A 13292-nucleotide genomic window follows, 5' to 3' on the forward strand; every position below is an offset into this window, starting at 1 on the left:
CGGATTTTTTGTGATGTACATCAATTTTGAAAAGTGATTTAAATCACTCTTAGCTGTTAAAACGACTTAAAGTCTCTCTGGATACGCCTAAATAAGAAGCGATTAATTTTTTAGGAACGCGCTGTATTAATTTCGGAAGTTTATTTAAAAGGTATTCATACTTACTTTCTGCGGTCATTGTAAGTAAAGAAAGGATTCTTTGTTGTAGATTTATATAACCGTGATTGGATTTAATTCTGAAAAAGTTGCCGACAGCAGGTACTTCAAAGCAAATCTTTTCTCTGTTCTCGAGGGATAAACAGAAAAATTCGGAATCTTCAAGACAATCCACAAAAATGGTTCCCGGTTCTTGATGTTGAAAAGCGCAATGGTCACTCACCCAATAGTCTTCCATTGCAAATTGAAGAATATGTTCTTTGCCTTTTTGGTCTATGGAATACGCTTTTACCAAGCCTTTGATAATCCAATATTCAAAAGCTACAGGTTGCCCAACTTGGATTAAAAATTGGTGCTTTTTCAAGCTTTTATATTCAAAGTGTGATTTTACAAAGTCCCACTCATCATCAGTTAAAGAAACTATTTCTTCAAAATGTTGTCTTAGCAACAGCAACTTATCCTCCATAAAGTAAAAATACTTCTCTTTAATCAATATGCAAATAAAAATAATAACGCTTTTAAATGATTATAAATATTTAAAATAGAGGTGGTTGAGCATTTACGAATATTAAAATAATACTACTGCAAATAGTTTTTCACATTCAAATAATCAACCAAGGGCTTATATTAATTTTAAACAGTCACGTAATTAAATTTTCATTCCATACACATTACGCTTCCCTCCTATGTCTTCGTATAAAAAATAGTTTTACTCCAACCTTTAATATTGTTTTGTGAAGGGATAATTCTTACAACAAACACTTTGGCAAAAAAAAGCCCGTGTTTAACACGGGCTACTAATATATGTAGGGTTTACTAATTCGCTAGATTGTGGTTGTTTGATTAGAAGAACGGTTGCAAATGCTTAATATCAAAGCTATCCAACTACAACAGAAGATCAATACAGCGTTACGCTCTTTAGTCTTCTAATTTTTCTTGTGCTATTGCTACTTTAGAATCTTTACCGAGAAAGGTATTAATATGCGTCAGCTTTTTAGCAAAGTCTTCATTATCGGGCTGTGCCTTTACAATACTTTTTATATAAGGAAGTACTTCAGCATATAGATCGACACGTTTTTTCTTTAATTTTTCATATTGTTTATTATCTGCTTCAGACATTCCCAAAGTATTCATTTCGTCATTTATCGCTTTATCTTGTTCTAAAAGCAATACAGACAGATTTATTTTGGCATTTATGTGAGCAGGATCTATTTTCAACGTTTTTTTATAAAATTTCTCTGCCCGCTCCAAGTCGTTGTTTTCGGCACTGCTTATGGCAAAATTATAATATAGATTTGGATCATTTGGAGTCTCTTTAATAAGCTGATCAACCACAGCATTGTATTTTTCATGCGCCTCTAGTTGTTTGTAAAGATGAGAAACCAGGTTTAGAAGGATAGTATTTTTTGGTGTTTTAGCCACTACGTTGTCAATGATAGCCACAGCTTCTGTATTTTTTCCAAGAGGAATAGCTGCCACCGTGATACCTCGCAACATTTCAGGGAGATTGCCAATGGTTGTAATAATTTCAGGATTTTTATACGAACCTTCTGCTACCGCTTCATCTCGTGCCTCCTTCGTGGCGAATGCCTCTTTTTTCTTAGATCTCACGTTGGTAGCTACATATTGCGACTTAACATTGGTGTATCCCAGTTGGAATAACTTACTATATGCCTGAAAAGCATCATTATGCTCCTCTGCCAATAAATGAGATCTGGCAGCTTTAATTAGATGTCTGTTATCCTGCGAAGACTGATAGGCCGTTTTGTATAGCATAGCGGCTCTTGAATAATTTTTTGCCTTAAACTCGCTCGCGGCAATAGCTGCGGAAGAACCTTTAATTTTTAAATTAATTTGTGAAATTCTCTCCTGAAGTGCTGAAGTTATCTCATAACGATCGGCAAGGTTTAGGGATTGAGAAATTAACTCTATCTGTTTTGCGTCTAATTGCTGTTCAGCAAGTCTCATTTCGGCTTCAACAACATAATATTCTGCCCTTGTTCTATCATCTGCGGCAGCAAAAATTCTTTTTGCCTGACTTAAATAAGAAGCGGCACTCGACAAGTTGCCTGCTCTTACCTCCTGTTGGGCTTTTCTAATTTCTTTTTTTTGTGCTTTAAGTCCGGGGATCGCCAATAGCAATATTGCTATAATTGTAATTTGTTTCATAGGGGATTTCTTTAAAATTTAACCTCTAGTGTATTCAATGGAAGCAATTTAGAAAAAAAATATTTATTTGTACGGTTTTTCCGACTAAAATATACTTTTTAACCATGTTATTTACCTTTTATCGGCTTTTTATAGTCGTTTTGATGAAATTTGTGAAGGAAAATAGGTGTAAAATGTAGCGAGATTAGATCCACTCCGTATACGTCTGCTCTATCCCCTATTCTAGTAAATAGGAAATAATGAATCAAGAAGAACTTTGTCTATCGGAAAATCTTTTTTAAAAGGAAAAGACCGTAGCGCGCTCGTTTTTTTCCAAAACAATAAAAAGTGTGACAGACGTCCCGCTTGGCACAATCTATTTTAATTGCTAATTTGGATTAAACCAAAAGTCAAGTGTTACTTCTTTGGGACCTTCATCTTTTTCCGAAGATTGATCTGGTCTTGAGCCGCCTTTACCCTTTCCTTTAGGACGACCGTCTCCACCACCAGAACCGCCTGGTTGCCCGCCACCGCCCATACTTATACTCGGTCTTTTTTCTTTACTATCTCTTTCCCTCTGTGCGCTAACCACGCCTATAGATAGTTTTGAAAGATCAATAGTTTTATCAGAAATCATTGTTTTGGGCATCTTAAGTTTATAATGTAGTTGGTCGTCTTCCACGGAATATGCTATGACAATGCCCAAATTATTAAGATCTAAATGAAATTCCTCCACAAAATCAAAGTTCGTATATCGTGCCATTCTTGGAAGCTCATCCAACATAACCAGCATATTGGGTCCCTTTTGAGCTTGGGTTTCAAGATTACCATTGCTTCCATTATTTCTCCCCGCTTGTCTCGGTGCTGACACTATTTCCGAAGGATATTGAACAGATACATTCTTTTTCTTCTTTCCTTTTACATCAAAATAAACATAGAAACCACGATGTAACATTGAAAGCATGGTGGATTTATCATCTGTACTCAGCTCTACATAGATGTTTTCGGCATCCATAGAACTACTATAAATCACCTGGTCTTTAATGTATTCTTTGGGAGATTGCGCGTAACTATTTAGCGCTGTAAAAAACACAACTATACAAAACGATATACTACTTCTATTTAGATTGAATCTCATTATCTTTTCTTGAATTAGTTAGGATACAAGACAAACCTAAGCAATAATTATAGCCTCTTTTTGTACTTTCAGTGAATGGAGGTTTCCTTACAGTGAATAAGGGATCCTGATCAATAATAAACCTTATACCCACTAGCACAGATTAGGAAAATCAACCCAAATTGGCGTTAAACATTCTAAAGACCCACCACATTAGCCTAACTTTATGGTCAAATTGGATTTTCGCTTGAAAGAAAAACTCAAACAACTAGAATTATTTTTAAAAAGCACCAGCTTTGACCGTGGCATTCGTATTGGGGTTGGAATCGCTGTGCCTTTTGCCCTACTGTATTTTTTAGGGTATTCTGAATATGCTCCCGCTGTTGTGGTAGGTACTTTCTTAAATGCTCCCGGTGACATCCCAGGAAGCATAAAACGTAAGGTCAATGCTATTTTAGTGAGTATTTTGTTAACAATGGTCATCACAACCATAATCCTATTTTCAAAACCTTTTTTACCCTTATTGTTAGTAGTACTTACAGTGATATCGTTTGCAGTATCGCTGATCTCGGTCTATGGATTTAGAGCCTCTTTGGTATCCTTTTCTGGCTTGCTGTCAATGGTATTAGCTTTTGCTATTCAGAAAGAAACACCACATGAGATCTTGGTGCAGGTAGGTTTAATGGGTGTTGGCGGACTCTGGTATTTGTTGATTTCCCTTGTTTTTCAAAAATTGGCGCCTCAAAAAGACCAAAACCAGTTATTGTCGGATACATTACTTCTTATTGGTGACTATTTAAAATTACGCGCCAAATTATTAACCAAGAAAACCAAGCGTGATGAGATCTTAAAACAGACCTTTGTTCTCCAAAATCAGATCAACGAAAAACACGAAACCCTACGAGAAACATTGCTTGTTGAACGTAAACGTTCTGGACGCTCGCGTTATGAAGAAAAGCAACTCCTTATTTTCCTTTCAACTATCAATATCTTCGAATTGATAGAGGCAAAACATTTAGACTATGCCACTATTGATAGGGTCTTTAACGAGCGAAAAGAATTTCTGGAAGCTTCCAAAAAGCTCAACAAGGTCATGGGCGATCATCTCATTCGTTTGTCTGAACTACTGATTCAAAACGAAAAACTACCAAACAAAAATATACTGTTGGATGCATTGTCTAAAGCCAATGAGTCTATTACAAAATATATCGATGCTGTAGGCTTGCCTGAAGCTCGTGAAGGAGCATTGGTGTTAAAAAACTTGTACGATTATCAGGAATTATTACTTCAAGAGATCAGGGCTATTAGGCGTGTCATGGCGAATGTCAAAGACGCATCCAAAGTATCTTTAAAACGACAAGATTCGAGTCAGTTTTTAACGCTACAGGAATACAGGTTGAATGTTCTTATTCAAAATTTAAGTTTTGATTCTAAGATATTTCGACATGCCTTACGCCTTACCATTGCACTTGTGTTCGCCTATGTGCTGGGTATCATTTTTGAGATTCAGAATACTTATTGGATCCTGCTAACCATCATTGTTATCATGCGCCCAAGCTATGGTCTTACCAGAGAGCGTTCAAAAGATAGAATTATAGGCACTCTTATAGGTGCCGCAATAGCCGTAGGTATTGTGTTGATCACTCAAAATGTGGTGATCTATTCAATATTGGCGTTTGTTTCATTGATACTAGCCTTTTCCTTGATACAGCGAAATTATAAGTCGGCTGCCGTTTTGATCACCATTAGTGTAGTCTTCGTGTATTCCCTGATCAATCCTGATGCCTTTGAAGTGATTCAATATCGTATCATCGATACCGTTGTTGGAGCCGCTATTGCCGTGGTCGCCAATTATTTGCTCTTCCCAAGTTGGGAAGCCGACAATCTTAAGGAAGTACTGTTGAATACTTTAAAAATAAACCAAAATTATCTTTTGGCAACACAGACATTATATCAAGATACGTCAACATTCAGACTTTCTTACAATGTGGCAAGGAAAGAAGCTTTTCTAGCTATTAGTAACTTAAATGCGGCCTTTCAGCGATTGACCCAAGACCCAAGATCGAAACAGAAAGAATTTCAGCTTATCTATGAAATTGTAACGCTCAATCAGACCATGATCTCGGCGATTGCCTCAATAGGAAATTTTGTGATCAATCATAAAACGACGCCAGCTTCCGAAGAGTTTAATTTACTTGTTCAGAGAATTACTAATACACTGCAGATCGCAATAGATCTTTTAGAACATACAGAACAGAACAAAAAAGTCGATGAAGAAACGATCGAAAATGCAGAAGAAAAATTATTGAGCAAATACCAGCAGCTTTCAAATTTGCGTGATGAGAATATCAGGAAAGGAAACACCGAAATAGACACGGAGACACTCCATGGGCTGCAAGAAGCCTATTTGATCGCCAATCATATGAGTTGGTTAAAATCTCTTTCAGAAAGTCTTCTGAAGGCAACAGAAAGCTATCAAGCCACACTTAATGATGAGCCACTGTAAGTTTGATCGCTTTTATACTTCCCTCCTACGCTTTATACTGAACTAATTAGACTATGGCAGCTAGATCGTATGTGATAAAATTTGTTCAACTACTTTAGCAATCATTTTTGTTAAATAACAGATCGTCAAATAGGATTTCGTCTAATTCATTGAAAGGTGTTTTCTCTACAGATATCTTTTCTAGTACTACTTTAAATTGCTTTTTTGTATCCGGACTTATCCAGTTTCCGTTTAAAGTGTTATTGTCTTCTTCTAAGAATAAAACCCCGGAGAAACCGTCTTCAACCATACAGTACTTCCTTTTTTCTGTATCAGAAGTAGCATCCAAAAGGATCCATTTATCCTGATTATCACATTTATACATGGCATTTAAAATTGTTAGGTTTCCTCCGCAGGGATGTTCTTGCTCATTTAAATACAACCATATTTTAATTGTTCCATTTAATGTGCCTTTATAAAAGACTCTTCTAACGGAATCGGAATTCTCATTGATAATTTCTTCGACATTAGGCTCAAAACTGCTTATTTCCATTTTCGCGATCAAGTCGGAAGTTTTAATTGGTGTGTTTTTATCATTACAGGATAAAAATAAGAGTACGGTTACTATAAAAAGGTTGTTCATGCTTCTTGTTTATTATTTATCTAAGCTATAAAATATTTTTCTTCTTCTTTTCCTTTGGAATAGTCTATTTAGCAACACGAAGGCGTCGTATCATTGAGTCAACAGCAACTCCTTTATCTGTGTCCCAATGTCCATTATATTCACTAATGGTAAAGTTCTTCAGTATATTTGCTATCAATTAATTTTTACGGTTTGACGCACTTCATATATTCTCTTAACCTTTATTGTCGTGATTATTTATTGTTTTTACCGACATAAATTAATTATTGGATCTATTTTTACTACAGATCCATTTGTAAAGTGACTCAAATTTCCAACGTAATTTACAGTGTCATTAATACAATATTTTAAATCGAATGATGCGATCTGGTACGTTTGGTAATTTGCTAATAACTCACTACTAAAACCCCCAGGATCTTCCTCGTTATTAATAAAATGAGCTGTTCCGGCTTCTCCAAAGGGATTAGATCCCCAACCATTATAATATTCATAAAAACGTATTGAGTAACCTAGTTCAGATATTGATCTTTCCGAATTTAGAAGTTTAAATTTTTCCTCCTTACCAAGAAACTGATCGTTCATTTTCTGGACAACCATAGTTTTTATGATCTCACTTAAGGAGTCTTTGTTCTTAATTGGATTTTTTACAAGATATAGGTTCGGATACACTTTGGATTGTACAAACTCCATTTTCTTAAAAAAGACAGTATTAATAAGTATAGCCAACAAGCAAGCCCCTACTAAAGACATCGTCCCAATGCTTCGGGTTTTGCTTTTTACGATCCATTTGATCACTCTGTACAGGAAGTACAACAATGAAATGATCAGGATTGATAGAAACACTATAATTATTATTTCCATTCGTGTTTTAATTTCTGCCTTCTATTATTTGCGACACTATAAGATCTGGTGTGTTTTATATCCTATTGCTTTCTGCAAAATAATGTTATGCATCATAGTTAATCTCTAGTTCGTAGTAGGTTTTTGTTGTCAAGTTAATTTTAATTGAATAGTAGCAATTCCCTCCATCTTCTACGAGGACTAATGTTGATTTCCAGTCTTTCACCCCGCGCTCTTCGCAAAAGAAATTGATCCAAACCTCTTTTTGACCGATGTTGTTTATTATTGGAACGTATTGTCTTTTATAACCTTCTAAGCTTAATTCATAAGCTGTTTTTGCAATTGGGTTATTTGGATTCGCCTGGTTGTACTTTTGTAATTCTTCTCTTTGTTTATCATTATTGTTTTTAATTGCAATTTTTAAGATTTTATCTATGTCAACTAACTCTGATTGAGAGAGTTTTGCTGGTTTTGCATTTTTAAATGTCCAATACCAATTAGATTGGTACGGAAGTATTACATAAATCTGAATATAACAAATTGAAGTCCGATTCGTCATTTATCCCAAGAATCTCCTCGTAGGCGCCATTAGGAGCTGCTTTACTTCCTTTAAGGCCGTCATATTCTGGAAAATAGTAATAGTTTGTAGCTCCTAATGCGATGTCAAACTCTAATAAAGATAATAAGCTATTTTCCTTGACCTTTTTAGGTGCCTTACCACTATGGTAAATTACGCTAATTGTATCGTCAATTACGTTGCCTTGCAGTTTTTTTAGGACTCGATAGTTGGCCATTAGGACATCATTTCCTTCTTCTATCTTAATGAATCTAGCTACCACTTTAATGGTGTCTTGATTTTTTGTTTCTGAAGTTAGATGGGCTGTAAATTCTTCCCTGGCGTCTAAACTCAAATCAAGAGTTGCAAAATAATCTGATATAATTTTTCTTTTGGTTGAATTGATTTTTTCGGGAGTCATCCGATAATTAGACCCCTCATACCCTCTTCTCGTATTAAAATAAAAACTTCCTATTTCTTTTTTGTAAGAAAACAAGTTGTGAATGGTGTAATCTGTGTTGTATTCATGCGTTGTATTTTCATCTATTCCATTTCCGTATTTAAAAAAGGTCAATGACCATTTTACATTTTTATTTTTCAGTAGAAAAGAATCTTTTTTTAGGTAGGCAAGCACAAAACTGTCTATTTTTATTTTGTGTTGCTCGTTATTAATATCGAAATTTTTTACGACAAAAAAAATCACTTCTTGCTTTAGCAAACCATCCATGGCTTCTTAGCGTATCTGAAGTGAATTGTATCTTATTAGGTTCTAAATAATATATTTTAAACGAGGTATCTTTTTCCTCTTTCTTGCAAGCGAACGGTACGCAAACAAATAAAACCATTACGAGTATGATAGCTCTTCTCATGCTTATGAGTTAAACAAAAAATAGTCTGACAGGAACAAATATATTTGTTCTCCAATAAACGCAATAATTACCGTTACAATCATTAGAATAAAGCGTGTTTTATTGAAAGAAAAGGGATGTTGTTCCTTTTGTTTTCTCGTTATGAAATAATTTATTGTAAAAAAGAGGATTGTTGCTACCAATGTAGCAATCGAACCAGCAATTACTATGTAAAAATCGGCTAGCCAGTAATATCCTCCTTTAAAAATTTCAACATATAAATATCTCCCAACTTCATTGATGATAAAGATCAAAACAATCCATAAAAAAACATTTATAACTTTCTTCATGGTTTTATTTATAGATGGTAAACATACATCTTACTTCATTACAGTACGTTTTTTTAATTCGAATTTAAATTAGTTAACCGTCTAAATATATACGGCGCCACTATTCGCTACTGAATTATCTCCTTGATTACCGTTTATACCGGTTGAATTACTCGCCTCTTAAATAGTTACAAATAGGGTTAATAAAATAAGCAGGGTTTTTTCATGATATATAATTTATAGCTTCATGGGTTAGCACATTTATTATTTTTAATAGTCCATTTTTATAAAATCTCCCTCTAGCGTATAATAAAAACTAAAGGACGTCCCGCCATTTTCTGGTTCTAGTTTTATGGCATATTCTGTTTCAGCTAGAGATCCGTTCTTCGGAAATTTTATAAAAGCCAGAGATAGCGCTGGGTTTTCAATATTCTTTTCAGCAGTTAATTGTTTCATAGATTTTTCAACTAATTCTCCCAATTTTGAAAGACTGATTTTTTCATCTAATTGAAACATAAAATCTGATGCTTTGCTACCTTCTGGAACTTCCAAGGTAATTTCAGAATTTTGTTTCCACGTACCTTGATTCAAGTCCCATTCTCCCATTTTCATAGATTCTGGAGCATCTGTCACTGTAGTACTTACTATATTTCCAATAGACTGAACATTGATAATTGTTAAATCTGTATAGTAAGCATCCGTTCCAAATTTGTCTTTTATCTCATTTTCTATCGCTCCAAACCCTTCCTTATTAGCTCCTTGTTTACTGGTTGAGTCTCCGCAAGATATGAATGTTATCATTGCGGTAATCAGGGTCAATTTTAATATTTTCATATAAATGTTTTTTAGTTAATTAGGTTTAATCTTCGTCTTCTTCTCTTCCGAAGAAAATAAACAGGGCGCCTCCACCAATTATTAATAGAATTCTAATGATCCACCCTGCAGTACTGCCCCAGATATCGATCCAAGCCAGTAATCTGAGGTTGTAATTAAAAATGGAGAGTACAATAGACATGATGCCAATTGCTGCAAGTAGCAATCCTCCTTTGCCAAATTTTGATGTGATGTTTTCCATACTATTTATCTTTAATAAAGACGAAATATATGGGGTACTTAGGAAGAAAAAAATAGGGAACTTATTTCCGTGGCTTCAGAATAAATAAGCGTGATACTTGATGAAATAACCGTAAACGAAAAGTATATTAAATTATACGAAATGTAGCTTTAATGGAGTCTTTCAGCATTTGCTCCACTGTAGAAAAGTAGTAAGAAAAGAATCCTTTTTTCGGGAGGATACAGGGATCTTCTTTCCATTTTTTAAGTGAATTACACCCGATTTGTCATATTTGTCTATAAACTTTAGGTTTACCATAAACGACTGATGTGGTCGCGTGAAATTTGCTGTAGAAAGACGTTCTTCAAACTCTTTCAAGGTTTTTGAAACTACATACTTTTTACCTTCACTACAGTAAAATGAGGTATACCCTTTGTCTGATTCACAAAACATTAATTCGTTTAGATCGATTACTTGAAAACTATCGTGAAGAGACAGTAGAATATTATTGCCCTCATGGTTCCAAAGTTGCTTTACGGTATGTATTCGTTGTTTTTGTTCTGCAATTGGTAGTGCGGTAACTTTTTTTATGGCAATTCTCAATTCTTCTATATCAACAGGCTTTAAAAGATAATCTACCGCGCCCATTTTTAAAGCTTTAAGAGCGTATTCCTCATAAGCAGTAATAAAGATAACTTTAAAGGCTAAATGCTCAACCTGTTCTAAAAAGTCAAAAGCATTTCCGTCAGAAAGATTAATATCCAAAAAGATCAATTCAGGTTTGCAAGCATTTGCCACAACAACAGCATCTTTTACAGACTCACATTCGCCCACCACCTCTATTTCAGCATCTATTAGCTGTAATAAGTTGCGTAACCCCTTTCTAATATAAGCCTTGTCTTCTACGATGATCGATTTCATAATGCTGGATTCATTTTATATGGAATTAATAAGGTAACCCTTGTACCTTGCTCATTGTATTTTTGACGGTCTTCAATGGTGATAGAACCTTTCATTTTAAAATCTTTCGATAAAATTTGCAACCGCTCGGAAGTGATGGTTGTTGATAACGACTTTTTATCGCCTCGTTTATTATCTATTTGAGTGCCAATCCCTACTCCATTATCTGCAATGGTACAGATCAACTTTTTACCTATGTATTTTAAGTGAATCGATATCTTTCGATTTTCTTGTTGATTGCTAAACGCGTGTTCTATGGCATTTTCAACAAACGGCTGAATAAGCATGGGTGGGACCTCAAATAGTGAAATATCAATAGTTTCATCTACTGAAACAGTATAATTATAGGCCTCATTTTCTAAATTCTGAAGAGCCAAGTAGTTTTCTATTGCGGCTAATTCTTGCGAAAGTGCAACCGTTTTATCTCTTGAGTTTTCTAAAATGATCCGAAGTAATTTTGAAAATTTTGAAAGATAAGAAACAGATTTTTTTTCTTCTTTATTTAAAATCATCCCTTGTAATACCGAAAGCGAATTAAATATAAAGTGAGGCGTCATTTGCGAGCGCAAAAGCTTTTGCTCCATGACAATATTTTGTGTTTGGGATTTAATATTCCTGAATTTCAGATAAAAAATCATGCCTCCCAATAATATGGACACAAGTAGAATTCCGATAATCGCCCAAAGATAATTACGCTTTGATTTTTCTAAATCTTTACTAGTTGCAGTTACCGTTTTTGTAAGCTTGAGTTCTCTAATATTTGCAGAGTCTAATGCTTGCTGGTATTTATACTCGGCCTCAAGTTTTGCAAATTTCTCAATATTCTGTTTATTAAAGAGTGTGTCATTATAGATTTTTGCAAGTTTATTATTCTCTAGTGCCTTTTTATAATTACCAGTTAATTCATATAACTTGGCCAGTAAGTTATATGAGTCACGCTGAAAACCTAAGGCTTCAAGTTTATTAGCAAGGTTATTGCATTTTTGTGCATTTATTAAAGCATCTTTATACTTTTTTTGCAAGTAATAAGATTCTGCTAGTAATTTATATGTATAACATAAGCCAAATTGATCACCTAATTCCATATTTATTTTTATGGCTTCTTTATAATTATCAATAGCCTTAGTGTGATCTTCGAGCCGCATATACACACCCCCAATATAAGTTAAATAACGCGCTTGACTGTCTCTATCATTTATTGCCTTACTAATCTTAATCGCTTCATTATAGTGCAAAAGGGCATTTGGATAATCTTCTTTTCCAAAATATACAAGTCCTAAATTCCCCAATCCTTTCGCTACATTTCTTTGAGTCCCAATTTTTTTTTGAATCGCTAATGCTCTATTATAATGCGTTAGTGCCTGATCATAATTATTAGAAATATCATAGATGATACCAATATTGTTAAGGGCTTTAGCAATGCCTATGGTGTCTTTTATTTCTTCAGATATTTTTAAAGACTTATTGTAATACTCTAAAGCAGTAGGGTATTTACCTTTCTTTAAATAGACACTTCCAATATTCAAGTTGCAACTTGAAATCTCCAACGTATTGTTATATTTTATATTGATGGCTAGCGCTTTATCATAATAAGTATTGGCTTGATCATAATTACCCATATCTAAATAATTGTAACCTATAAACTTTACGGGCAAAGCAGTTTCAGTCTCAACTCCATACTTATTACTAACTTCTATTGATTTTTTTAAGTTAATGATGGAGTTATTAAATTCTCCAGAATAATGTAATGCATAGCCTATGGCAGCATAACACTTTGCAATTCCTTCCCAATTATTCAATTCTTCGTAAACTAATAATGCCTTATTATATTGAGCAATAGCTTCTGGATAATTGGATTGCTCCTGTTGCGTTTTCCCTTTTAAATATAAACTTCTTGCTTTACCTTTATTAAAATTTATGGAATCTGCAATAGCAAAAGCTTGGTCTATATATTCTGCTGCTTTATCAATATTTTTTCTATAATATAAATAAGCTAAACGATCAAGATTATTGACTCTTGTGGTGTCCTTATGTTTATTAATAGTCAGTTCATTCTCTAAACTATCTATTGCTTTCTCTTGCGAATAAGTAAGCGTCTGTGATGACAGCGAAAAGATTAAAACTAAAATTGATATTTTGATATTTTCCATCAAGCT

Annotated in this window: 13 protein-coding genes; 1 reads left to right on the forward strand and 12 read right to left on the reverse strand. The window is 34.2% G+C overall.

The window, feature by feature from the left end:
* Positions 1–49: 49 nt before the first annotated feature.
* The 3 genes from ACY2RU_RS06590 to ACY2RU_RS06600 all read right to left on the reverse strand — a co-directional run bounded on the left by ACY2RU_RS06590 (position 50) and on the right by ACY2RU_RS06600 (position 3442).
* Positions 50–622, reverse strand: a complete 573-nt coding sequence (locus ACY2RU_RS06590) for a Crp/Fnr family transcriptional regulator (protein WP_490137639.1) — start codon at positions 620–622, stop codon at positions 50–52.
* Between the two features lie 452 nt (positions 623–1074).
* Positions 1075–2325 (reverse strand): tetratricopeptide repeat protein, encoded by a 1251-nt coding sequence (locus ACY2RU_RS06595; protein WP_490137640.1) that lies wholly within the window; start codon positions 2323–2325, stop codon positions 1075–1077.
* A 367-nt stretch (positions 2326–2692) separates the two neighbouring features.
* Entirely contained in the window at positions 2693–3442 is a 750-nt protein-coding gene (locus ACY2RU_RS06600) for a hypothetical protein (RefSeq protein ID WP_490137641.1), read from the reverse strand.
* Between the two features lie 226 nt (positions 3443–3668).
* On the opposite strand from ACY2RU_RS06600, the gene ACY2RU_RS06605 reads away from it, so the two are divergent.
* Complete coding sequence (locus tag ACY2RU_RS06605; RefSeq protein ID WP_490137642.1) at positions 3669–5927, forward strand: FUSC family protein; 2259 nt, start codon at positions 3669–3671, stop codon at positions 5925–5927.
* 94 nt (positions 5928–6021) lie between these two features.
* Here ACY2RU_RS06605 and ACY2RU_RS06610 read toward each other — a convergent pair whose 3' ends face one another.
* The 9 genes from ACY2RU_RS06610 to ACY2RU_RS06650 all read right to left on the reverse strand — a co-directional run bounded on the left by ACY2RU_RS06610 (position 6022) and on the right by ACY2RU_RS06650 (position 13286).
* Positions 6022–6549, reverse strand: a complete 528-nt coding sequence (locus ACY2RU_RS06610) for a hypothetical protein (protein ID WP_490137643.1) — start codon at positions 6547–6549, stop codon at positions 6022–6024.
* Between the two features lie 246 nt (positions 6550–6795).
* The gene (locus ACY2RU_RS06615; protein ID WP_490137644.1) at positions 6796–7410 is read right to left on the reverse strand and encodes a hypothetical protein; all 615 of its coding nucleotides are present in this window, start codon (positions 7408–7410) and stop codon (positions 6796–6798) included.
* An 85-nt stretch (positions 7411–7495) separates the two neighbouring features.
* Complete coding sequence (locus ACY2RU_RS06620) at positions 7496–7948, reverse strand: hypothetical protein (protein ID WP_490137645.1); 453 nt, start codon at positions 7946–7948, stop codon at positions 7496–7498.
* Positions 7887–8672, reverse strand: a complete 786-nt coding sequence (locus tag ACY2RU_RS06625) for a hypothetical protein (RefSeq protein WP_490137646.1) — start codon at positions 8670–8672, stop codon at positions 7887–7889. Before ACY2RU_RS06625 ends, ACY2RU_RS06620 begins: the two co-directional genes overlap by 62 nt.
* 144 nt (positions 8673–8816) lie before the next feature.
* Positions 8817–9143 carry a hypothetical protein gene (locus tag ACY2RU_RS06630; RefSeq protein WP_490137647.1) on the reverse strand — a complete coding sequence of 109 codons (327 nt, stop codon included), beginning with the start codon at positions 9141–9143 and terminating at the stop codon, positions 8817–8819.
* 249 nt (positions 9144–9392) lie between these two features.
* Positions 9393–9956 (reverse strand): hypothetical protein, encoded by a 564-nt coding sequence (locus tag ACY2RU_RS06635; protein ID WP_490137648.1) that lies wholly within the window; start codon positions 9954–9956, stop codon positions 9393–9395.
* 25 nt (positions 9957–9981) lie between these two features.
* Entirely contained in the window at positions 9982–10197 is a 216-nt protein-coding gene (locus ACY2RU_RS06640; protein ID WP_490137649.1) for a hypothetical protein, read from the reverse strand.
* Positions 10198–10359: 162 nt separating this feature from the next.
* A complete protein-coding gene (locus tag ACY2RU_RS06645; RefSeq protein ID WP_490137650.1) occupies positions 10360–11097 on the reverse strand; it encodes a LytR/AlgR family response regulator transcription factor in 738 nt (245 codons plus the stop codon).
* The gene (locus ACY2RU_RS06650) at positions 11094–13286 is read right to left on the reverse strand and encodes a tetratricopeptide repeat-containing sensor histidine kinase (protein ID WP_490137651.1); all 2193 of its coding nucleotides are present in this window, start codon (positions 13284–13286) and stop codon (positions 11094–11096) included. The genes ACY2RU_RS06645 and ACY2RU_RS06650 overlap by 4 nt, the downstream gene beginning before the upstream one ends.
* Positions 13287–13292 lie beyond the last annotated feature (6 nt).

Source organism: Ulvibacter sp. 2305UL32-6, from assembly GCF_058148545.1.

What these genes read in the sequence shown, in the direction of transcription:
- ACY2RU_RS06595 (WP_490137640.1), bottom strand. Translation starts at nt 2,325, where the DNA reads ATGAAACAAATTACAATTATAGCAATATTGCTATTGGCGATCCCCGGA.
- ACY2RU_RS06615 (WP_490137644.1), bottom strand. Translation starts at nt 7,410, where the DNA reads ATGGAAATAATAATTATAGTGTTTCTATCAATCCTGATCATTTCATTG.
- ACY2RU_RS06590 (WP_490137639.1), bottom strand. Translation starts at nt 622, where the DNA reads ATGGAGGATAAGTTGCTGTTGCTAAGACAACATTTTGAAGAAATAGTT.
- ACY2RU_RS06630 (WP_490137647.1), bottom strand. Translation starts at nt 9,143, where the DNA reads ATGAAGAAAGTTATAAATGTTTTTTTATGGATTGTTTTGATCTTTATC.
- ACY2RU_RS06640 (WP_490137649.1), bottom strand. Translation starts at nt 10,197, where the DNA reads ATGGAAAACATCACATCAAAATTTGGCAAAGGAGGATTGCTACTTGCA.
- ACY2RU_RS06610 (WP_490137643.1), bottom strand. Translation starts at nt 6,549, where the DNA reads ATGAACAACCTTTTTATAGTAACCGTACTCTTATTTTTATCCTGTAAT.
- ACY2RU_RS06625 (WP_490137646.1), bottom strand. Translation starts at nt 8,672, where the DNA reads ATGGATGGTTTGCTAAAGCAAGAAGTGATTTTTTTTGTCGTAAAAAAT.
- ACY2RU_RS06620 (WP_490137645.1), bottom strand. Translation starts at nt 7,948, where the DNA reads ATGACGAATCGGACTTCAATTTGTTATATTCAGATTTATGTAATACTT.
- ACY2RU_RS06645 (WP_490137650.1), bottom strand. Translation starts at nt 11,097, where the DNA reads ATGAAATCGATCATCGTAGAAGACAAGGCTTATATTAGAAAGGGGTTA.
- ACY2RU_RS06650 (WP_490137651.1), bottom strand. Translation starts at nt 13,286, where the DNA reads ATGGAAAATATCAAAATATCAATTTTAGTTTTAATCTTTTCGCTGTCA.
- ACY2RU_RS06635 (WP_490137648.1), bottom strand. Translation starts at nt 9,956, where the DNA reads ATGAAAATATTAAAATTGACCCTGATTACCGCAATGATAACATTCATA.
- ACY2RU_RS06600 (WP_490137641.1), bottom strand. Translation starts at nt 3,442, where the DNA reads ATGAGATTCAATCTAAATAGAAGTAGTATATCGTTTTGTATAGTTGTG.